We start from the raw sequence: 21,667 nt of genomic DNA, 5'->3' as shown, positions 1-21,667 counted from the left end.
TACTGGCGTCTGGAGTGTGTCGGGCCTAGGCTGCCTACGGGCACTTCGTTGGCTTACGCCAAGTCGACCCCCACGGCACCCTCTCCCGACAATTGGCCTTTGCAAAGATCCAATTCGTGACCAAAATTACTCCAACGGTTTGCCGGCTTTTTCTGGGATCAGGAATAGTGTGGCAAGGATGTCCAGTACGTATAGTGAAGCCAGTAGTGCAATGGCTGTCTGGAAGGAGTAAAGGGAGACTATCAATCCGACTACCAGTGGTCCCAGGCCGCCGATGCCGCGTCCGATGTTGAACAGGACGTTTTGTGCAGTTGCTCTGGCTTCAGTTGGGTAGACTTCTGATATCAATGCGCCATATCCTCCCATCATGCCGTTAACGAACATTCCCATTACTGCGCCACCAATCAACAGGCTAAACGGGTCGGTTAGCTGTGAATAGGCTAATACCATCAGTGCTGCACCAACCTGATAGATAAGAAATATCGGGCGTCGGCCATAACGGTCAGCCAGTTGACCAAACAGCCAGATACCGAAAGCCATACCTACTACGGTTACGGCGGTCCACATGGCTGATTTGGTTAAGGAGTAGTTAAACTGCTGGCTCAGGTAAGATGGCATCCAAATCATGATGCCGTAGTAGCCAAAGTTTTGAACTGAGGTAAGAATCGAAATACCTATGCTGGCTTTGATGGTTTCGCGATCGGAGACCAGCGCTTTAAATGGATTTCCTTTACGTTTTTCTTTGCTCTTTTTAACAAAGATTTCTGGTTCACCAATGTAGTGGCGAATAACGAAAGAGGCTAGTGCCGGAATCACTCCAATTGCAAACATTCCGCGCCAGCCAATGACCGGTAGTAACAGCGGAGTTAACAGTGCTGCCGCCAGAACACCTGCCTGCCATCCGATACCTACATATGAAGACATACGCGCCCGCTCATTGGGTCGACATGCTTCAGCAGCCAGCGCCATACCGATACCAAACTCACCGCCTAAGCCTATACCCGCGATGGTACGATAAATCAGTAAATCCCAGTATCCTTGTGCCAAAGCGCACATTCCGGTGAAACCAGCAAATAAAACGATTGACCAGGTAAGTACCTTTACCCGACCGTAATAATCGCTCAAAACACCGAATACCAGACCACCAATTACCGCGCCGATTAGCGTCCAGGTGACCAACGATCCGGCCTCACTGGTAGTTAACCCTAAGCCCAGCGCTTCTGCATTGAGAATAAAACCAAGAATGAGTAAATCAAATCCATCCATCGCATAACCGACAGTAGAAGCGATAACCGCTTTATAGGCATATTTTCTTCTTTTTGCCTCTTCGACAACCGGCACTTTTTGGCTTTCTGTCAGGTTAATCACTTCGTTGGTCACTGTTAATTCCGCCTTTTAATTATATCGTCATCAGTTATTACTATTTGGACGTTTTCCTACCCTGACTTTAAATTAATCAATGAGTTGTTTAGGCTAAGCCATTTGTATTTAGCCCTCTCACTACCCTCTCGCCTCATTTTTTGGGCGCAGGAATAGGAGCACCTATTGGTTTAACGACCAAAGGCGATAGAAAACAAAACAAATTTATTGATTTTTGAAGAGGTGTAGTCAAACCTTCTGATTATAACCAATACGAATAATTTTGATATAAATATTTTCATTCATGGTTGAAAAAATTTATTCACATCATTATTTATGACTATTTTTATAAAAACCTTCAGAAATAATCTTAGCCCAACAGCTCTTCCCTAACGCATTCCGACTTCCCTAATACTAATTTTCGCGTAGACTTAACTTATACAAACTTTAAAGGATTATAGGATGGATATTATGTTGCCTAACGCTTCAGCCATTGTGATTGCCATTCTGGTATTGTTAGTTCTATTTGTGCTGTTTGCCGGCATTAAAGTGGTGCCACAGGGCTATCAATGGACGATAGAACGCTTTGGTCGCTATACCAAAACGTTAATGCCGGGCCTGAACCTGATTATTCCATTTATGGATCGGGTAGGTCGTAAAATTAACGTGATGGAACAAGTGCTGGATGTCCCCTCTCAGGAGATTATCTCCAAAGATAACGCCAACGTAACTATTGATGCCGTTTGCTTTATCCAGGTTAGAGACTCTGCACTGGCCGCCTATCAGGTCAGTAATCTTGAAGCAGCCATTCTCAATCTGACCATGACCAATATCCGTACTGTTCTGGGCTCCATGGAATTGGATGAAATGCTCTCCCAGCGCGACCATATTAATACCCGATTATTGCAGGTGGTTGATGAAGCCACTAACCAATGGGGTATCAAAATCACCCGTATTGAAATTCGCGACATTCGCCCACCAGCAGAACTGATTGCTGCTATGAACGCCCAAATGAAAGCCGAACGTAATAAGCGTGCTGATATTCTGGAAGCGGAAGGTATTCGTCAGGCAGCCATTCTGCGCGCTGAAGGTCAAAAGCAGTCTGAAATTTTGAAAGCTGAAGGTGAAAGACAGGCCGCATTTCTACAGGCGGAAGCTCGTGAACGTGCTGCAGAAGCCGAAGCAAAAGCGACCCAAATGGTCTCTGATGCTATTTCCGACGGTAACATTCAGGCAATCAACTATTTCGTGGCGCAGAAATATACCGATGCACTGCAATCTATTGGTTCTGCGGACAACAGCAAAGTGGTGATGATGCCATTAGAAGCTGGCAACCTGCTGGGAAGTATTGCCGGTATCACTGAGTTACTTAAAGGCGAGCCGAAAAAATAATGGATATTATTCAGGACATGGCTGCTTACCCATACCGTTTCTGGTTAATATTCGGTGGCCTGCTGCTGGCCGCTGAGTTGCTGGGAACCTATGGTTATCTGCTCTGGAGTGGCGTATCTGCGATTATTATTGGTGCAGTAACCTGGATAGTTCCAATGGACTGGAGCTGGCAATGGGTTAACTTCGCCATCCTGACCATGGTGACAGCGATTATCTGGTGGTACTGGCTAAAAACCCGAACAGTCAGTGAAAATCAACACCTGAATCAGCCAGACAAACTGTTAATTGGCCGGAAGATGGTATTGAGTTCCCCGATTATTAACGGCGCAGGCCGAATCAACCTGGCAGACGGCAGCTGGCCTGTTCGCTGTTCAGAAGACCTGCCGCAGGGAACAGAAATTCGTATCATCGCGGTAGAAAGCATCATACTGATTGTTGAAGCAGCCAAAGATAACCAGAGTCATTAGCTTTTGCTATTTATCTGGCCCTTGACCTGCCCATTGAGCACTGAAATTCAGCCGACAACTGAACGAGGGTAGCACGACTGGCATGGAGGCCAGTCGAGGTGCAGCGACGCCGGACAAAATTGCAGGAGCAATTTTGAACAGCACGAAGTGCTGGCCCAAAGGGCCGAGCCTCATGGATGAGGCGAGTATTCCGGCTCTGCGCCGGTGCGTAAGCCCGAATGAAGGCGGAGGGAAGTCGCCTACGGCGACCTGAATTTGGGGGCGAAAGCGCGGGATTGTTAAGGGGGTTCGCTAACCCCCTTAACTCGGCCACTTGCGCAATAGCTTATTCGTACACTGCACTTATAGTGGACGAAACTGGCTCAAGGCTAAATTTTGTTTTTAAACTACTCTTCCTTACCCTGCTTACAACACCCTGTAAAACTATCAATAATCGGGCAATCCGCCCCATTATCCCCCGGACAAAGCTCAACTAACTCCATCAATCGCTCCCGCATCTGCGTCAACTCAGCAATATGGTTATCAATATCAGCGACTTTTTCCAGCGTGCGCGCTTTCACATCTGCACTACGGCGATCGGCATTATGGAATAGTGCCAGCAGCTCTTTGCACTCCTCCAGAGTAAATCCCACCAGCCGGGCCTGACGCAATAACGTCAGTTCCTCAATATTGCGCAAATTATACGTTCGGTAGCCATTCAGTGAGCGATTGGGCGCAGTGATCAACCCTTTCTCTTCATAAAAACGAATCGCCTTGCTGCTTAAACCCGTTTTTTCTGCAACCTGACTGATATTCATAACATCACTCGCTTATCAATTCGTTACTTCAGAGTGGAGCCGGTAAGATAACGATCTAAATCATCAATTCGCCTTTCAGCATGCTTTTTCATACAGGAGATATACACCACATTGCGAATTGAACCGTCTATATAGAAATCATAAAGCGCATCACAATCTTTTTTGCGGAACGTTATCCATGCTCTCTGGCTCTCCAGCAAATCTTTCTTCACCGCAGCAAAAGACATACTCGGCAAATCGGGCTGACTCATCATCTGCATCACCGCTTGATAAGTTTGATTCAGCTTTTTTTCTACTATTTGTTGCTCTTGCTCGGCGCAAGCATTAATTTCCAGTGTATTTCTGGCATTTTTACAATCCAGTTCAGCATAAGCATTCAGGCTAAAAACTGAAAACACCACCGCATATAACCATTGTTTATTCTTCATTATTTCTATTCAGTTAACTTATGTTTTTCCAGTCAGTATTGCTTATTGGCAGGCTGACTCACGTCCATTTGCCACAATCAGCTCCGCATCCTTAGTTAGCGCAATATTCTCACCGCTGGACAGGCACAAAATGGCATAAGAAAGCTCTTCACTTCCTTTAGATAAATCCGATACTGCCATCGCATTGCCCTTTTCACCGCGTAACTTCATCAGGTAATGCTCACAGCCGCTAGGACACTGGGCTGCAAATACGCTTAAGCCCATTTTTTCAACGCTGACTTTGCCTAAATATTGCTCAATCACTGGATTATGGTTGAACGCCGCTTCAGCTTCTTTCTTCAATGAATACCATTGCCAGGTAAAAAATATTGCAACCACCGCTATCACCAAAACCAGATAGCGTAATATACGCAGAAATCCTTTCATTCATCCCACCCCCAATTTGTCATGGTCACTACCATGCTACCCCGTAGGCTAAAAGTAAATAAATGAGATATTCCTTATTGTTATAAAAAGTATCTTTTTATTCTTTATTGTCTAATTACATTTTCTGGCAGTCTCAATACGTCAATTACCTAACCACTTAATGAGGCAACCACCCATGCGTAACTGGAATATCGGCATACTGCTTTTTCTTACTGCGACAGGCGTATCTGCAAAAGATATACATCTGCTTAATGTCTCTTACGATCCTACCAGAGAGCTATACCAGCAGTACAATCAAGCTTTCTCTACCTACTGGAAAGATAAAACAGGCGATACGGTAACGATTAAGCAATCCCATGGTGGTTCAGGTAAACAGGCATCGTCCGTGATTAACGGTATCTCAGCCGATGTAGTGACTCTGGCACTGGCCTATGATGTTGATGCTATTGCAGAACATGGCAAATTAAATAAGAGCTGGCTCACCCATTTACCGGATAACTCCGCTCCCTATACTTCAACCATCGTTTTCCTGGTACGTAAAGGAAATCCAAAACAAATACATGACTGGAACGATTTAATTAAACCAGGCCTGAATGTAGTTACACCAAATCCTAAAACTTCCGGCGGTGCTCGCTGGAACTATCTGGCTGCCTGGGGTTATGCACTGAAGCATAATAATAACGATCGGGCTAAAGCACAGGAATTCGTTAAAGCGCTGTATAGCAATGTTCAGGTACTGGATACCGGTGCTCGCGGCTCTACTACTACTTTCGTTGAACGCGGTATTGGTGATGTCTTGATTGCCTGGGAAAATGAAGCGCTACTGGCCATTGAGCAGTTAGGCAAAGATCAGTTTGAAATCGTCACGCCAAGCGTCTCTATTCTGGCTGAGCCAACGGTTGCCGTGGTAGACAGCGTGGTGGATAAAAATGGCACTCGTGAAGTCTCAGAAGCCTATCTGAAGTATCTCTACACTAAAGAAGGTCAGACTATTGCCGCTAAAAACTACTATCGACCACGGGATCCGGAAGTACTGAAGCAATTCTCTGCTAACTTCCCACAGTTAAGCCTGTTTACCGTTGACCAGATTTTTGGCGGCTGGCAAAAAGCACAAAAAGAACATTTTTCAACGGATGGTATTTTCGATCAAATCAGCAAGCGCTAATCATTATCGCCTGAGGTATTTGTTTTGCCTCAGGCGATTAACTATTTAATTAATGTATCACCGACCGCTTTTTACTGGCGATGACAAACAGCCTTGGGAAAGGCAACAAAACATGCCCATCCTGACGGGATGTAAACACCTTCTCCAGCTCTGCCTGATACTGTAGTAAAAACAGCTGTTGTTCCATCTCATTCAGAGGCGAAAGAAACGGGCGAAGCCCGGTTGATTTCACCCACTCAACAATGGAAGAGACCGATGGCAATACGTGATAAAAGGTAGTACGCCAGATATCAACCTGATAGCCATGACCAGCCAGCAAGTCGTAGTATCCTTCCGTGCTCAATAGCGGGCTGCGTTTAAATACCTGCTCATTGTATTTCTCCCACCAGACTCCCTCCATTGCCACTTTACGCATTAATGCATGGGAAGGCTGCTCCAGGTTATCCGGCACCTGAAAGGCCAGAACGCCACGATCGGAAAGCTGCTGCAATAAATGGGGAAGCAATTCATCATGATCCGGTACCCACTGCAATGATGCGTTAGCGTAAATAATATCCTGAGGGATATCCGGTCGCCAGGTACTCATATTGGCCAGTTGAAAATGGCAGGCTGGTAGGCGCTGTTTAGCCTGTATCAGCATACTTTCAGAGCTATCCACACCGATCACATTCGCCCTTGGATAGGCCTGATAGAGTAATTCAGTACTGTTCCCTGGCCCACAGCCGAGATCGCTAATATGTTTTGCTTCCGGATGAAAAATACGTGACAGAAGTTCTGCTGCAGGACGTGTTCTTTCTGCTTCAAACTGCAAGTAGAGGTCAGGATTCCAGTCTTTCATGATATTCCTTAATTAGCGGGGGATACGCTGATGGATGAGATCTAAAATACAGAATCAATAGCTTGAAGGGAATAGCATATACAGGCCTAAAAAGATAATGAAGTTTTGGCGGGGGCTGAATTATCAGGTTATCAGCAAACAAGGCCAGTATGAATCAGAACCCATACTGGCCTTGTTTTCTATCAAAAAACAAAGAATTTAGCTTTGAATAATTCCTCGCCCTTTCAGATAACCAATAAGCTGAACAACCAGCTCTTCTACTGGCCGCTGACCATCCAAATGCACATCTGGTTTTAGCGGTGCTTCATAGGGTAAATCAACACCGGTAAACTGAGCGATCTCTCCTTTTCTGGCTTTTTTATACAGCCCTTTCGGATCGCGCTGTTCACAAATCTCAATCGGCGTATCAACAAACACTTCAATAAAGTGCCCTGCCGGTAACCGTAAAGAGACGCTCTCGCGGTCATCACGATAAGGGGAGATAAAAGCCGTAATCACCACTAATCCGGCATCCATCATCAGGCCGGATACTTCCCCCACCCGACGGATATTCTCTTTCCGATCCCGATCGGAAAAGCTTAAATCCTGACAAAGACCGTGGCGTACATTATCCCCATCCAGCAAATAGGTATGAACATTAAGATGATGTAGCGCCTGCTCCAGTGCACCGGCAATAGAAGACTTACCGGAGCCTGATAGCCCGGTGAGCCAAACCACGACGGCACCATGTTCATTCATCCGTTCCCGCTCAATCCGGGTAACCGGATGAGCATGCCAGACAATATTATTTTCCATCTGCCATCACCCTTTGTTCGTGGTTCCATTGATATCCCAGTGAGGATAATAACGACGAATCAGGGCGAACAGCTCCTGTTCAAATTCACTGTTAAAGTTTGTCTGCTGTTTTTGGGCGGTGTCGGTTTTCTGAACCAGGCCGGCACCTACGGTTACGTTGGTTAATCTATCGATAAAGATAAAGCTCCCAGTCTCCTGATTGGTCTGATAGCTATCAAACAACAGCGGTTCATCAAAGAGCACTTCAACCACACCAATACCATTCAGAGGCAAGCTCTCTGATGGACGCTGTTCCAGAGAATTGATATCCCGTTGATGCACAATACGCTCTATACGTACTCTGCTCTTTTTACCGGAAACTTTGATATCGTAACTCTGACCAGCCTGCAGTGGCTGCTCCGCCATCCAAACCACGTCCAGCGTAGCTCCGGTAGCCGGTTGTAAACTGTTATCTTCTGCTGCCACCAGCAGATCCCCCCGGCTGATATCAATCTCATCTTCCAGCACCAGAGTTATTGCCTCTCCCGGCCAGGCTTTTTGCAGCTCACCGTCAAAAGTAACGATGGATTTAATCCGACTGGTTACCCCGGAAGGTAGCACTTTAATTGCCTGCCCGGTTTCAATCACGCCAGAAGACAAGGTACCCGCGTAGCCGCGAAAATCCAGATTAGGCCGATTAACATACTGAACCGGAAAACGCAGTGGCTTCTGCTGCTGTTCTGCCACCACATTTACCGTTTCCAAAATCTCCAGCAATGTAGCGCCGGAATACCATGGCATATTAGTTCCCACACTGGCGACGTTGTCCCCATCCAGAGCGGAGAGCGGTACGAACTTAATATCCGTTTGCTGCGGAAGTTGATTCGCAAACGTCAGGTAATCGGTACGTATTTGCTCAAAAACCGACTGTTGATATTCCACCAAATCCATCTTATTTATCGCCACCACCAGATGACGAATCCCCAGTAGCGTAGCAATAAAGCTATGGCGACGCGTCTGATCCAGAACGCCTTTACGTGCATCAATTAGCAAAATGGCGACATCACAGGTGGATGCCCCGGTTGCCATGTTACGCGTGTATTGTTCATGCCCTGGAGTATCGGCAATAATGAATTTACGTTTTTCAGTGGAAAAATAGCGATAGGCCACATCAATGGTGATGCCCTGTTCGCGTTCTGCCTGTAAGCCATCGACCAACAGTGCCAAATCCAGTTTTTCACCGGCAGTACCGATACGTTTGCTGTCATTATGCAGTGTTGTAAGCTGATCCTGATAAATCTGGCGGGTATCATGCAGTAATCGTCCAATCAGGGTACTTTTACCATCATCAACACTGCCGCAGGTAAGAAAACGTAACAGGCTCTTATTTTGCTGAGCGTGAAGATAAGCTTCAACGCCGCCCTGTTCCGCGATTTGTCTGGCAATAGCCTCATTCACGTTAACAGGCTGATTAATTACTTCACTCATCATCTATTCCTCAGAAATAACCCTGACGTTTCTTCAATTCCATCGAGCCTGACTGATCCCGATCGATAACCCGCCCCTGACGTTCACTGGTGGTTGATACCAGCATTTCTTCAATAATTTCCGGTAGGGTTTCCGCTTCGGACTCAACCGCTCCGGTTAGCGGCCAGCATCCCAGAGTTCTGAAACGGACTTTACGTTTGACAATCACCTCCCCCGGTTGCAGGTTAATGCGGTTGTCATCAATCATCATCAGCATGCCGTCACGTTCCAGAATCGGCCGAGGTTTTGCCAGATACAGAGGAACAATCTCTATATTTTCCAGAAAGATGTATTGCCAGATATCCAGTTCAGTCCAGTTAGAGAGCGGGAATACACGAATGCTCTCTCCCTTGTTAATCTGCCCGTTGTAGTTATGCCACAGTTCAGGGCGCTGATTCTTAGGGTCCCAGCGATGGAAACGATCGCGGAACGAATAAATACGCTCTTTGGCCCGGGATTTCTCTTCATCGCGACGGGCACCGCCAAAGGCGGCATCAAAACCATACTTATTCAGCGCCTGTTTCAACCCTTCGGTTTTCATAATATCGGTATGCTTCGCACTACCGTGCACAAAGGGGTTAATTCCCATGGCTACTCCTTCCGGATTTTTATGCACCAGCAGATCGCAGCCATAAGCTTTGGCCGTGCGATCGCGGAACTGATACATCTCCTGAAATTTCCAGCCGGTATCCACATGCAGTAAAGGAAACGGCAAGTTACCGGGAAAAAAGGCTTTACGCGCCAGATGCAGCATTACCGATGAATCTTTTCCAATGGAATAAAGCATGACCGGATTAGCAAATTCAGCAGCCACTTCCCGAATAATATGAATGCTTTCTGCTTCCAGTTGGCGTAAGTGAGTCAGTCGTTTTTGGTCCACGTTCAATACCTCAATTCTCTGTCTGAAGGCCATCAGGCCAGATTGACTACCGACTGCCACTGCGCCGGACTATTCTGTGATGTTAATGATGGTTGAGCAGATTCACCGAACCAGTTCAGCCGCTGATGCAGTGCCGCAACCTCACCAATCACCAGCAATGCGGGAGTTGGTGCTTCACGGGCCAGCTCATGCAGCTGTGAGAGCGTGCCGGTTAGTACTTTCTGATCGCTGCGTGTTCCCCGGCTAATGACTGCCACCGGAGTAGACGCTGAACGACCATGATTTATCAGCTGTTGTTGGATATCGCTGGCTTTTACCGTTCCCATATAAATTGCCAGTGTTTGGTGACCCTGAGCCAATTGAGACCAGTTAAGACCGTCAGATTCAGGCTTACAGTGCCCGGTAATAAACGTAATACTCTGAGCATAATCGCGATGAGTCAGAGGAATTCCCGCATAAGCTGCCGCTCCCGCAGCAGCAGTAATACCCGGAACAACCTGATAGGGAATTCCTGCATTTACCAGTACTTCCAGTTCTTCACCCCCCCGACCAAAAATAAAGGGATCGCCACCTTTCAGGCGTACAACGCGTTTACCCTGTCGGGCTAATTCAACCAGTAATTGATTGGTTTCTTCCTGTTGTACTGAATGCGCTCCGGCACGCTTTCCTACGCTAATTAGCGTGGCATCACGACGTACCAGTTCCAGTATATCTGGCGTAACCAGCGCATCATGCAGTACCACATCGGCCTGTTGAATGGCTCGTAACCCATTTAATGTCAGTAGCCCTGGATCTCCGGGACCAGCGCCAACCAAGGTAACATCACCTGCTGTTGACGCGGGATGGTAGAGCTGTTGTTCAAGCTCAACCTCTGCCTCTTCGACTCGATTTGCCGCTATCAGCGAAGCAAAGCGACCATCAAACAGACGTTCCCAGAAGTGACGGCGTTCACTTAATGAATGAAGTTGTTGTTTAACCCTGGTACGCCAGTTACCGGCTATATCAGCAACCTGACCGAGACTGGCGGGTAATAACGCCTCCAGCTTCTCCCGTAACAAACGGGCTAATACCGGTGCTTTACCACCAGAAGAAATCGCAACGACCAACGGTGAGCGGTCAATAATTGAAGGAAAAATGAATGAGCAACGCGCAGGATCGTCCACCACATTAATTAAACGACGGCGCTGATTAGCCGCCTGAAATACTCTGGCATTCAACGTGCTGTCATTGGTTGCAGCCACCACTAAAAAAATGTCGTCTAACTGATGGGTGTCAAACTCTTGAGCCAGCCAGTGCAACGCCTTTTCCTGATACAGTTTATTTACCTCAGCACCAAGCGCTTTAGCCACCACAAACACTTCCGCTCCGGCACTTAATAACAGGCCAATTTTACGGGCAGCAATTTCACCACCGCCAACAACCAGTACCGGACGGTGTTTCAAATCGGCAAACAGGGGTAAATAATCCACAATGACCTTCAGGTTCTTAACAAAACAATAACCTGACTATAGAGAGTCGTTGCTAACGAATGAAATCACCAAATGGAATTTGATATAGCTGAATGGAATAGGGAAAAGATTATTGGACCTTATGTTTACAAAACAGCCAATAACAGACCATTATTTATACTTACCAAATACTATCAAACATGGAGCCAGTATATGACTCGTCTCACCGCAAAAGATTTTCCCCCTGCACTACTTGAGTATTTTGATTTCTATGTACATGGGCGCATCAGTAAACGTGAGTTCCTCGATCTGGCGACTAAGATGGTGGTAGGGGGCGTATCGGCAGCTGCATTAGGGTCATTGCTGATGCCCGACTACAGTTATGCACAACAGGTGGAGTTTACCGATCCTGAGATTATCGCTGAATATATCCAATATCCATCACCGTTGGGGCACGGCAGCGTTCGGGGTTATTTCGTCCGTCCGGCGAAAGCCAGCGGTAAAGTACCCGGAGTAGTTGTGGTACACGAAAATCGTGGACTCAATCCCTATATTGAAGATGTAGCACGACGACTGGCAAAAGCAGGATTCATAGCACTAGCTCCGGATGGGTTAAGCTCAGTAGGCGGCTACCCCGGAAACGATGATAAAGGACGTGAGTTACAGCAGCAGGTCGATCCCACAAAATTAATGAATGACTTCTTTGCCGCCATTGAGTTTTTAATGCATCACGATGCAACAACAGGAAAAGTAGGTATGACCGGTTTCTGCTACGGTGGAGGTGTGGCTAATGCTGCCGCAGTGGCCTATCCGGAACTGGCAGCTGCGGTTCCGTTCTATGGCCGACAGGCCAAAACGGAAGATGTACCGCACATCAAAGCGCCAATATTGTTGCACTATGCGGAGTTAGACTCCCGCATTAATGAAGGCTGGCCAGCTTATGAAGCTGCACTGAAAGCCAATCATAAAACTTATGAAGCCTATATTTATCCCGGCGTTAATCATGGTTTTCACAATGACTCAACGCCACGCTATGACAAAGATGCAGCAGAACTTGCCTGGGAAAGAACCCTGGCCTGGTTCAGGAAGTATTTAATATCTGCTGATGGCACTAAAACCCATCAATCATAAAATCAATGGCAGCTTTAATCACCTCACGATAATGCTGGGCCTGACATACTTCGTCACCCAGCATACTTTGACGCACGCTGGCCATTTCATGAGTCATCAAAAGATACTCAGCCTCCCCAATGGTTAATATCGGACACAGATGTTGAGGCACCTTCCCCTTAAACCGACTACGAGGGAAAAGAGGAATCACCAAGCGCGTGGTTAACGCATCAATCAGATGACTTTGTACATTCAATAAGTACGGGTAATCCTTGTTATTACCCGTATTACGATAGACGGTATATTGCACCATTAAAACGCCCGATACTCATCGGAAAGTAAACCACCCTCTTCACTAATCCGGTTCAGCTCTTCCATCGCCTGTTGGTTTTCATGCTTCCATTGAGCAACCGATGCTGCCTGCAACTGCACCTCAATAGCCTGAGTCAATACTGCTGAGAAATTAATACCCATATCGCGAGCCTTTTGATACAAGATTGGATCCAACGTCACACTGACCGTCTTTTTAGTTATTTTTGCATGGGTCTTTATCATTTTTCACCCCTGTAATAAACACGTGCTATCGGCACATATATTGACCGATTAACACTGGGATGTAAAGAACCCTGCTTATCTATAACCCCGATAACACAATCAATGAATTGATTATTAAACCATTCCATTAACTGCCATCAATGCTATCCAAACAGCCTGACGCAATCCATTCACATATCATTAAGTTGCGAAGCAATACGCAATAAAAATACCAAGGGAATCAACTTGATGCACACCAACGAAGTGCCCTATCTGTCAGCAATACCAATCGTTGGGAGGGACGGCGTGGAGGTCAACTTGGCGTAAGCCAACTAAGTGCTTTATCTGTCTGTTAGCAGTGCCAATTGTCGGGAGGGACGGCGTGAAGGTCAACTTTACGTAAGCCAACGGAGTGCTCTATCTGTCTGTTAGCAGTGCCAATCGTTGGGAGGGACGGGCGTGGGGGTCGACTTGGCGTAAGCTAACGAAGTGCCCGTAGCCCGGCCAGGCCCAACGCACTCCGATTTCAAGTACAGACGGTCTTCCGGTCGAGCACAAATCCTATATAAGCACTTCAGATTTTACGACCGGAATGTCCTCTGAATTCGATAAATGAGATTCACCAGTTCTTGGTCATCACCCCTCATGCAACCCACACTCCCGCTTCAACCCAAAAAACCGCGTCTCCTCCTCACTCATACCAGGCTCCCATTTACGAGTGGTATGAGTATCCCCCACCGATAAATAGCCCTGCTCCCATAAAGGATGATAATTCAAACCGTTATCCGTCAAATATTGATAAATCTGACGATTATCCCAATCAATAATCGGTAAAAATTTGAATACCCCACGCTGAATAGCGAGTACCGGTAATTGAGCCCGGGAGCTGGATTGCTCACGACGCAAACCAGCAAACCAGGTTTGTGCCTGTAATTCCGCTAACGCCCGATTCATTGGCTCAACTTTATTTAGCTGGTTATAACGCTCAATGCCTTCAACACCCTGCTCCCATAACTTGCCGTAGCGGCTCTCCTGCCAGACAGGAGAATAAGGAGAACGATAAACCTGCAAGTTAAGCTTAAGCTGCTCCGTCAGGCTATCGATAAACTGATAAGTTTCAGGAAACAGATAACCGGTATCCGTCAGAATCACCGGTATTTCTGGCTGCTGTCGGGTCACTAAATGAAGACAAACCGCCGCCTGAATACCAAAGCTGGAAGAAAGCACTTTGTTTTCTGGCAAATTCTCCAGCGCCCATGCAACACGCCGGGCAGCAGATAGCGATTCTAACTGGCGGTTCACCTCCGCCAGTTCAGCTTTCTGCTCATCTGCCGTTAGCTGATTTAACCGGGCTAAATTCAGGTGCGACATAATGTCTCCTTAATCGTAGAAATCACGAGCCGAATCAACCACCGGTTTGATAATTCCGGCGCGGATAACATAATCGCCAAACCCTTCCTGCTCCTGACGATCGCTGGCCCAACGGCCAATCAAACCATCCAGCTCAGACAGTATTTGTGCTGAAGTAATATTTTCACGATACATACGCGGAATCCGCGTACCTTCACGATTGCCGCCAATATGCAGGTTATAACGATCCGGCGCTTTGCCCACCAGCCCGACTTCTGCCAGCATTGCCCGTCCGCAGCCGTTAGGGCAGCCGGTCACTCGCAGAATAATGTGTTCATCAGGCAACTGATGCTTTTCCATTACCTGCTCTACCTGAGTAATAAAATCTGGCAGGAAACGTTCTGCTTCAGCCATCGCCAACGGACAAGTCGGAAACGAAACGCAGGCCATAGAATTTTTGCGCTGCTCCGATACTCCATCATTAATTAATCCATGTTGGCGAGCCAGTTTCTCTACTTTGGCTTTATCTTTAGCAGCAACTCCCGCCACAATCAGATTTTGATTGGCAGTCAGGCGAAAATCCCCTTTATGGATTTTGGCAATTTCAGCCATGCCTGTTTTTAGCGACTTACCGGGATAATCCAGCAGACGACCATTTTCGATAAACAGCGTTAAGTGCCACTGTTTATCAATACCCTCTACCCAACCAATTCGATCGCCACGGCGAGTGAAATGATAAGGAACAACAGGAGCAAAACTCACCCCGGCCCGTTTCTCTACCTCTTGCTTAAAGGCATCAACACCCACCCGCTCCAGAGTATATTTGGTCTTGGCATTTTTACGTTCAGAACGGTTGCCCCAATCGCGCTGGGTGGTCACCACAGCTTCCGCAATCGCCAAAGTATGTTCTAACGAGATATAACCAAACTCGGAGGCCTTACGCGGATAAGTCAGTTTATCCCCGTGTGTCATCGCCAAACCACCACCTACCAGTACGTTAAAACCGACCAACTGACCATTCTCACCAATGGCAACAAAGTTAAGATCGTTAGCATGCAGATCCACATCATTATCCGGTGGAATCACTATGCTGGTTTTAAATTTACGCGGCAAATAAGTCGCACCGAGAATCGGTTCTACGTCGGTAGTTTCCAGCTTTTCCCCATCCAGCCAGATTTCAGCATAGGCGCGAGTTTTTGGCAGTAAGTGTTCAGAAATTTTCTTTGCCCACTCGTATGCCTGCTGATGCAGTTCCGACTCAACGGGATTAGAGGTACATAACACATTGCGGTTGACGTCACCGGCCGTGGCAATGGAGTCCATACCTAACCGATGCAACAATTGATGCATTGGTTTGATATCATTTTTCAGGACGCCATGAAACTGGAAAGTTTGCCGTGTCGTCAGGCGAATACTGCCGTACAGCGTATCTTCAGCGGCAAAGCGGTCGATACCCAACCACTGCTGAGGAGTAATAATCCCCCCCGGCAGGCGGCAACGCAGCATCACATTTAATAGTGGTTCCAGCTTCTGTTCCGCTCGCTCTGCGCGTAAGTCACGATCGTCTTGCTGATACATACCGTGAAAACGGATCAGCTGAAAGTTGTCACCGCGAAATCCGCCGGTGAGGCCATCTTTCAAATCATCGGCAATGGTTCCACGTAAAAAATTACTCTCACGTTTTAGCCGCTCGTTGTCAGACAGTTTAATCTCTGAATCATTGCTCATTAGTAAACATCTCGCTGATAGCGTTTATCGATACGCAGTTCGCTTAAAAACTCGTCGGCCTGCTCAGGGTCCATAGCCCCGTGCGTTGACACAACGTCCAGTAATGCACGTTCCACATCTTTTGCCATGCGATTGGCATCACCACAGACATACAGATGGGCGCCATCCTGAATCCATTGCCACAGTTCGCTGCCGTTTTCCCGCAGCTTATCTTGTACATACACTTTATGTTGTTGATCTCTTGACCAGGCTAAATCAATACGGTTTAGCAAGCCGCTTTTTACATAGCGCTGCCATTCCACCTGATAGAGGAAATCAGAAGTAAAATGAGGATTACCAAAAAATAGCCAGTTTTTGCCTTCTGCTCCGGTCGCTTCACGCTGTTGCATAAAAGCACGAAACGGTGCGATACCGGTTCCTGGCCCAATCATAACCACTGGGGTAGAAGGATCGTCTGGCAATCTGAAGTTATCGTTGTGTTCAATGAACACCGCAATATCGCCCTCTTCTTCCAGACGATCTGCCAGATAACCCGATGCGCCTCCGGTACGAGAATTTCCATCCACGTTATAGCGCACCACACCAACGGTGAGATGAGCTTCACTGCCAACTTCTTCCTGTGATGAAGCAATAGAGTAAAGGCGTGGAGTAATAGGACGCAGCATAGTTAACAAAGTCTGAGCATCCATTGATGAAGGCGCATGGCGAACCATATCTACAATTGGTGTGTTATGGGCATATTCTTGTAGTCGGGCTTTATTCGTTAACAACTCAACCAAACGTGAGTCGCCACTGTAATTGGCATAAAACTCTACAATGGCGGTAGTATTTTGTGTCAGCTCATAGTGATATTTGAGCGCGTCTTTCAGCGGTTGTGGCTTGCCCTGAACTTCAACCTGAGTATCACCGTCAATGCTCAGCTCTGACAGTAAAACTTCAATTAATTCAGCATCATTCTGAAACCAGACGCCTAACGCATCCCCTGGCTGATAACTTAGCCCTGAGTCACCCAAATCAATTTCTATATGGCGCACATCGCGATCGGAACTCCGTGAAGTAATCTTTTGATTAACCGATAACGAGGCGATCAGCGGCTGTTGTTTGGTGTATTTACTGTGGTTTTCACTGATACCCTGCGTATGGGCAGCGGATGACGGCAGCGAAGCAGGCACTTCGGCCTTTAGGCGTTCAACAATCTGATGGCGCCATTGCTCAGCCAGCGATTGATAATCAACATCTGCATCCACTCGCGCCAGCAAGCGTTTAGCTCCCAGCTCTTCCAGACGACGGTCAAAATCTTTACCGGTCTGACAGAAGTTTTCATAAGAAGTATCCCCCAGACCAAAAACCGCAAACTGCGTCTGACTCAACGCCGGAGCCTTTTTGGAAAACAGGTATTTATACAATGCAATCGCCTCTTCCGGCGCATCACCTTCTCCCTGAGTTGAGGCCACCACAATAAGCTGCCGTTCCTGATCGATCTGCTTAAACTTATACTCACCGGCATTCACTAAGGTTGCAAATAATCCGGCATGGCTAAGATCGTCACGCAACTGGGTTGCCAGTCGGCGTGCATTACCGGTTTGCGAGGCGGATAAAATCGTGACCGGACGAGCTGTAGCAGCAGAGGTTGATGACGGTATTGCCGCAGTAAGCGTATTGATCTCCCGATCGGTTAATCCCCACAAATAGCCTGATACCCAGGCAAGCTGTACTGGCGTCAAGCCGGAAGTAGCAGTCTTCAACCGTTCTAATTGTTCCTGTGACAACGGTAAAACCGGGACAGGTAAAGCCTTATCTGACATGGGTATGCGGATCCTTTAGAATTATTCTGTCTAAGAGTATCCCGCTGGTTTCATTAGATTAAAGAATGGATAGACATAACAAATAATAAAAAGGCATATGGGGAGGTAGCGCCACTGGATATCTTAATCCAATGGCGCTATTAGTAACTTATCTGATGGTTAACCGTATCAATTTATACTTTCAGCCTCAGGCAGTGTTGGTGGTGGAATAATCAGCTCGGCCACATCGGATATCCACAGAGATGGGTCAATCCGGTAGCCCTGAAGAGACTCCCGCAGCGCTTTATTCCAGCCATATTTATCGGCTAATTCACACAATAATCCTAACCCAAGGCGACGCAATCCCGTATCAGAAGCTGACCGCAATGCAAACTCAATCAGTTCTAACTCCCGTCGGGTATTGGCTATCGCCATCTTTCTCAGCGTGGTTAAACCGGCTTCTACCGCTCCGGGATGCAACAACTCAGACTGTTGAATCTGCTGAATAAAAGCCAGACTGACAGAAGGATTAAGCATCATTATGGCCAGCCGTATTGCCTGCCCTGGCTGCCAGCGGCGGGCTAACAATCGCTCCCCTAACTGCTGAGCTGACCAGGCTAAACCATATGAATTAATCTGTTTTCTTTGCGCATATGCACTGACAATCGCCACCAGCGACTGCGCCTGAGTCACTCCGGCAAAGGTATTCACCAGTTCAGCATCGTTATCACTGGCATACATTGCCAGCAAAGCCTGCGCGACAAGCTGACAAATTGATGGGTCGATATTTTCCAGCAGAGGAATTAATGCATTGCGTAGCCCTGTATCAGGGAATCCTAACGGCATAAACACCAGACGTTCCAGTGTTTCACGCTGAACCTGAGCATCCGTATGTCCAAGTAGCAGCATCATCTGTATGGCTAATTGCTGTTGGCCCTTAACTGAAAGTCCTTCCTGAGGTATACGAATAGTACTTCGAGCCAGTGCAGCCCGCGGATTACGCGCTGCGGCATGAAAATCTGCCCAGACTTCATCATGATTGAGATATCCCCAGAAAGCGCGTAGCAGAGCGATCTCAACATCAGGATGCAAGTTTTCTGTTCTGGCAAAGCGACGAAGAAAAGTATAGGTTTCTTCGCCTTCAAATTCACCCGCCAGGCGGATAACCTCTTTTACTACAGTAATCTTAGTACTGGTTACCGCGCTCAACAGGTTTAATGCCTGTCGGCCTGGCATATTGAGCAATGAACGCCGCAAAGCATAAATAGCAACCCGGGCACGAGCATCGTCTAATGCATCAAGCAATGCAGCCACACCGCGACCAGCATCTGCACGCCCTAATGCCTCAAGGGATTTATCCCGTAAGGCAGCATCGCTGGTTCTTACATCCGCAAGTTTAATCAAAGGTGATAAATCAATGGATGGCATTGCTGCTAACTGATTAACCACCTGATACAGCTCCCAGGCATTGCGTTTACTGCTGTTAATAATTCCCTGCAAAGCTTTAGCGTATTGCTGCTGTTGGCTCTCGGTCCAGCGGGCAAAGCCATTATAGAACCCGGGGATGGTTGCCGTTGAACCAGAACTAAAACGCCCTTTATAAACGCGATAAGTTAAAAATGGCGTTAATAAACTCTGGCGATAACGATGCAAGTATTCAGCCACTTCTCTGACTTGAATCCAGCCTTCATCCTGTTTAATTAACGCCGGGATAAGTTCTGCAACCTGCGGCTTAAACTCCATTCGGATCAAACTATTCAGTCCGGATCGAGCCACATGGCCTCGTTGATCGGAGGTCATTTTTATCATCATCTGAGCAAACTCAGGTACTGCCTTAGCCCGTCGCCCAAAACAAGATATTAACCCCAGCGCCAGCTCGTGATGATTACGCGCTATCCATACCTTCATCAAAGGAATTAACACCGGAGCCAATCGAATCATTTGCGCATCTGTCATGCGTGATTCCAACGATAAGGTGTTAAGCCGCCCCATACGTTCTACCAACCCCGGCAGCTCCGCTACCACGAAGTCCGTCTGATAGACAACCATGCTCATCAGAAGACGGGCAGCTTCGGCCATGCTCTGGAAAGAACAGTCACGGGCACGCAGAGCGGCATCAATAATGCCCTTAAGCTGCGTAAGATGAGCAGATGACCAGCGGGATGGTGGCAGGCTGGCCAGCGCATCGATCATGGCTAATCGTACCGGGTCCTGCTCGTTTTCACGTTTTAAACAGAAATCCAGAATGGCACCAAGCCGATCCGAATGATAGCGCCCCCCTTCTACCAATGATTTCACTGCAGCTGCCCGCAAGTCACCTTCCGGCTGAGACAGATAAGGTTCCGCCAGCACCAGAGCCTGAGGAAAAGATAACACCCCAAGATAAGGCAGACGTAACAGAGGTTGAGAAGCCAGCAGCGGCAAGGAAAATACGTGTTTTGCTTCCGCTTCACGCTGATTTTCGGATAACGCTTTAACATAGCTTAATGGCAAGGCTCCGTTGGCATCTCGCCATGCCTCACCCACTGACGCATAGAGCGCCATACGCTGCTCAGGCAGTAACTTCGCAAATACATGACTCAGATTTGTCAGCGTACCGGCCTGAGCTAGTTGGCACAATGTACCGTTGTCTAAACGCTTTAACGCATTGAGCGGAAAAGTGACGCTTAGCGAACCCTGATTAGCCAGCACCAGCGTAGATATGTCTGAAGCAAACCGCTTAGCATAAAGGCTAAAGGGCAAGCGTCGTGGCTCCATGCGTGTCATGGCCTGTTTCAGTAATATCAGACCGGTATCTGGAGAAAAACGAAACATTCGATGCAAGACGTATGTCACCGAAGATTGCAATAACCACGAAGGTTCAAGGGTTGAACTCAGACGTTCCGATAATAGCTGCTGTGTCAGAGAAGGAAAACGCGAGGCTAAACGCGCCCACTGTGATGAATCCAGTCCGTCAAAATGTGAAGCATCCAGACTGCGAACAAAGGTTTCAGAAGTATAAGAGATAAGCTGACGTTTCTCATGAATACCCAACAGGTTATACAAACGATCGTTAACCTCTGTTCTTCTGACGCGTAATAACGCCATAAACATCAAATGGCGGCGCTTTTTTGATAGTCCGGGAACCAAATCCACTATCTGGTCAGCATCTAAGTGTTGAGCGGCTAAAGTAATGGCGGAGGATAAGTGTAAGTTGGAAGCATCCTCAAGCGCTCTGGCTATCATGGCACGATCGTGAGAACCGTGAGCCGACATCAGAGCTATCACCCGGTGATAGTGAACATCAGAAACAGAAAGGGAAGTTAATGACTGAGATAGCGTTAGATAATTTTTAGCCTTTTTCCCCAGCTCAATCATATATTTCCAACGTTGATCATGATCGAGCTTTTCTAACGCTTTCAAAATATTAGCGGTATTCATCAAATATCCTTATCACTATTAGCCTGTCCGGGGACGCTTTATCATCGTTTACCCCTACCTGGTACTCAGTGTACTTATTCTGCCTGGGTTGTATACGGCTAAAAAATCATTCCGGAATTTTAATCACAACAGATTTAAAACAACCCTTGACCTTCCCGTTGCTGGAAGGTTTAAACTTCATTACAGCTAAGAAAAGCCAATTACGGTAGAAAAATCTGAGCAAGTAATCAGGAGTCTATT

General features: G+C 47.2%; 19 protein-coding genes. 4 read left to right on the top strand and 15 right to left on the bottom strand.

Annotation, left to right across the window (positions count from 1 at the left end):
• Positions 1-126: 126 nt before the first annotated feature.
• Complete coding sequence (locus GOL65_RS17920) at positions 127-1,341, bottom strand: MFS transporter (protein WP_235893718.1); 1,215 nt, start codon at positions 1,339-1,341, stop codon at positions 127-129.
• 489 nt (positions 1,342-1,830) lie between these two features.
• Here GOL65_RS17920 and GOL65_RS17915 point away from each other — a divergent pair, with 489 nt between their 5' ends.
• Both GOL65_RS17915 and GOL65_RS17910 read left to right on the top strand, forming a co-directional pair.
• Positions 1,831-2,751, top strand: a complete 921-nt coding sequence (locus tag GOL65_RS17915) for an SPFH domain-containing protein (RefSeq protein ID WP_130593681.1) — start codon at positions 1,831-1,833, stop codon at positions 2,749-2,751.
• Between the two features lie 5 nt (positions 2,752-2,756).
• Positions 2,757-3,218, top strand: coding sequence for an NfeD family protein (locus GOL65_RS17910; protein WP_140918422.1), 462 nt, complete (start codon positions 2,757-2,759; stop codon positions 3,216-3,218).
• Positions 3,219-3,604: 386 nt separating this feature from the next.
• Here GOL65_RS17910 and cueR read toward each other — a convergent pair whose 3' ends face one another.
• Genes cueR through GOL65_RS17895 form a run of 3 tightly spaced genes read right to left on the bottom strand, consistent with a single transcriptional unit; the run spans position 3,605 to position 4,869 of the window.
• Positions 3,605-4,015: a Cu(I)-responsive transcriptional regulator gene (cueR, locus tag GOL65_RS17905; RefSeq protein WP_140918122.1), complete on the bottom strand. Its 411-nt coding sequence runs from the start codon at positions 4,013-4,015 to the stop codon at positions 3,605-3,607.
• Positions 4,016-4,038: 23 nt separating this feature from the next.
• Positions 4,039-4,443, bottom strand: coding sequence for a lysozyme inhibitor LprI family protein (locus GOL65_RS17900; RefSeq protein ID WP_140918123.1), 405 nt, complete (start codon positions 4,441-4,443; stop codon positions 4,039-4,041).
• A 42-nt stretch (positions 4,444-4,485) separates the two neighbouring features.
• Positions 4,486-4,869 carry a hypothetical protein gene (locus GOL65_RS17895; RefSeq protein WP_140918124.1) on the bottom strand — a complete coding sequence of 128 codons (384 nt, stop codon included), beginning with the start codon at positions 4,867-4,869 and terminating at the stop codon, positions 4,486-4,488.
• A 175-nt stretch (positions 4,870-5,044) separates the two neighbouring features.
• On the opposite strand from GOL65_RS17895, the gene GOL65_RS17890 reads away from it, so the two are divergent.
• A complete protein-coding gene (locus GOL65_RS17890; protein WP_140918125.1) occupies positions 5,045-6,034 on the top strand; it encodes a sulfate ABC transporter substrate-binding protein in 990 nt (329 codons plus the stop codon).
• A 49-nt stretch (positions 6,035-6,083) separates the two neighbouring features.
• On the opposite strand, the gene tam is transcribed toward GOL65_RS17890, so the two are convergent.
• The 5 genes from tam to cysG form a co-directional block, all read right to left on the bottom strand.
• Positions 6,084-6,872: a trans-aconitate 2-methyltransferase gene (tam, locus tag GOL65_RS17885; protein WP_140918126.1), complete on the bottom strand. Its 789-nt coding sequence runs from the start codon at positions 6,870-6,872 to the stop codon at positions 6,084-6,086.
• A 198-nt stretch (positions 6,873-7,070) separates the two neighbouring features.
• Positions 7,071-7,667: an adenylyl-sulfate kinase gene (gene cysC, locus GOL65_RS17880; RefSeq protein WP_140918127.1), complete on the bottom strand. Its 597-nt coding sequence runs from the start codon at positions 7,665-7,667 to the stop codon at positions 7,071-7,073.
• 6 nt (positions 7,668-7,673) lie between these two features.
• Entirely contained in the window at positions 7,674-9,134 is a 1,461-nt protein-coding gene (gene cysN, locus GOL65_RS17875; RefSeq protein WP_140918128.1) for a sulfate adenylyltransferase subunit CysN, read from the bottom strand.
• 10 nt (positions 9,135-9,144) lie between these two features.
• Positions 9,145-10,053, bottom strand: a complete 909-nt coding sequence (gene cysD / locus GOL65_RS17870; protein WP_140918129.1) for a sulfate adenylyltransferase subunit CysD — start codon at positions 10,051-10,053, stop codon at positions 9,145-9,147.
• Between the two features lie 32 nt (positions 10,054-10,085).
• Positions 10,086-11,522: a siroheme synthase CysG gene (cysG, locus tag GOL65_RS17865; protein ID WP_140918130.1), complete on the bottom strand. Its 1,437-nt coding sequence runs from the start codon at positions 11,520-11,522 to the stop codon at positions 10,086-10,088.
• A gap of 192 nt (positions 11,523-11,714) precedes the next feature.
• On the opposite strand from cysG, the gene yghX reads away from it, so the two are divergent.
• A complete protein-coding gene (gene yghX, locus GOL65_RS17860; RefSeq protein WP_140918131.1) occupies positions 11,715-12,632 on the top strand; it encodes a YghX family hydrolase in 918 nt (305 codons plus the stop codon).
• On the opposite strand, the gene GOL65_RS17855 is transcribed toward yghX, so the two are convergent.
• The 6 genes from GOL65_RS17855 to GOL65_RS17830 all read right to left on the bottom strand — a co-directional run bounded on the left by GOL65_RS17855 (position 12,613) and on the right by GOL65_RS17830 (position 21,427).
• Positions 12,613-12,921, bottom strand: a complete 309-nt coding sequence (locus tag GOL65_RS17855) for a CcdB family protein (protein WP_140918423.1) — start codon at positions 12,919-12,921, stop codon at positions 12,613-12,615. The two genes, yghX and GOL65_RS17855, sit on opposite strands and share 20 nt — an antisense overlap.
• A 2-nt stretch (positions 12,922-12,923) precedes the next feature.
• Positions 12,924-13,166, bottom strand: coding sequence for a type II toxin-antitoxin system CcdA family antitoxin (locus tag GOL65_RS17850; RefSeq protein ID WP_140918132.1), 243 nt, complete (start codon positions 13,164-13,166; stop codon positions 12,924-12,926).
• Positions 13,167-13,781: 615 nt separating this feature from the next.
• Positions 13,782-14,516, bottom strand: a complete 735-nt coding sequence (locus GOL65_RS17845) for a phosphoadenylyl-sulfate reductase (protein WP_140918133.1) — start codon at positions 14,514-14,516, stop codon at positions 13,782-13,784.
• Positions 14,517-14,525: 9 nt separating this feature from the next.
• Entirely contained in the window at positions 14,526-16,223 is a 1,698-nt protein-coding gene (cysI, locus tag GOL65_RS17840; RefSeq protein ID WP_140918134.1) for an assimilatory sulfite reductase (NADPH) hemoprotein subunit, read from the bottom strand.
• Complete coding sequence (cysJ, locus tag GOL65_RS17835) at positions 16,223-18,028, bottom strand: NADPH-dependent assimilatory sulfite reductase flavoprotein subunit (protein ID WP_140918135.1); 1,806 nt, start codon at positions 18,026-18,028, stop codon at positions 16,223-16,225. The genes cysI and cysJ overlap by 1 nt, the downstream gene beginning before the upstream one ends.
• Before the next feature lie 168 nt (positions 18,029-18,196).
• A complete protein-coding gene (locus GOL65_RS17830) occupies positions 18,197-21,427 on the bottom strand; it encodes a hypothetical protein (protein WP_140918136.1) in 3,231 nt (1,076 codons plus the stop codon).
• Positions 21,428-21,667 lie beyond the last annotated feature (240 nt).

The organism is Limnobaculum xujianqingii, from assembly GCF_013394855.1.
Lineage (GTDB): Bacteria > Pseudomonadota > Gammaproteobacteria > Enterobacterales > Enterobacteriaceae > Limnobaculum > Limnobaculum xujianqingii.
Note: the sequence above shows the minus strand (reverse complement) of the source record. Positions and strands in the feature narration are given on the sequence as shown.

Bases quoted from the DNA above. Each gene is read 5' to 3' on its own strand.
- GOL65_RS17915 (WP_130593681.1), top strand. From the start codon at position 1,831: ATGTTGCCTAACGCTTCAGCCATTGTGATTGCCATTCTGGTATTGTTA.
- cueR (WP_140918122.1), bottom strand. From the start codon at position 4,015: ATGAATATCAGTCAGGTTGCAGAAAAAACGGGTTTAAGCAGCAAGGCG.
- GOL65_RS17900 (WP_140918123.1), bottom strand. From the start codon at position 4,443: ATGAAGAATAAACAATGGTTATATGCGGTGGTGTTTTCAGTTTTTAGC.
- GOL65_RS17895 (WP_140918124.1), bottom strand. From the start codon at position 4,869: ATGAAAGGATTTCTGCGTATATTACGCTATCTGGTTTTGGTGATAGCG.
- GOL65_RS17890 (WP_140918125.1), top strand. From the start codon at position 5,045: ATGCGTAACTGGAATATCGGCATACTGCTTTTTCTTACTGCGACAGGC.
- tam (WP_140918126.1), bottom strand. From the start codon at position 6,872: ATGAAAGACTGGAATCCTGACCTCTACTTGCAGTTTGAAGCAGAAAGA.
- cysC (WP_140918127.1), bottom strand. From the start codon at position 7,667: ATGGAAAATAATATTGTCTGGCATGCTCATCCGGTTACCCGGATTGAG.
- cysN (WP_140918128.1), bottom strand. From the start codon at position 9,134: ATGAGTGAAGTAATTAATCAGCCTGTTAACGTGAATGAGGCTATTGCC.
- yghX (WP_140918131.1), top strand. From the start codon at position 11,715: ATGACTCGTCTCACCGCAAAAGATTTTCCCCCTGCACTACTTGAGTAT.
- GOL65_RS17850 (WP_140918132.1), bottom strand. From the start codon at position 13,166: ATGATAAAGACCCATGCAAAAATAACTAAAAAGACGGTCAGTGTGACG.
- GOL65_RS17845 (WP_140918133.1), bottom strand. From the start codon at position 14,516: ATGTCGCACCTGAATTTAGCCCGGTTAAATCAGCTAACGGCAGATGAG.
- cysI (WP_140918134.1), bottom strand. From the start codon at position 16,223: ATGAGCAATGATTCAGAGATTAAACTGTCTGACAACGAGCGGCTAAAA.
- cysJ (WP_140918135.1), bottom strand. From the start codon at position 18,028: ATGTCAGATAAGGCTTTACCTGTCCCGGTTTTACCGTTGTCACAGGAA.
- GOL65_RS17830 (WP_140918136.1), bottom strand. From the start codon at position 21,427: ATGAATACCGCTAATATTTTGAAAGCGTTAGAAAAGCTCGATCATGAT.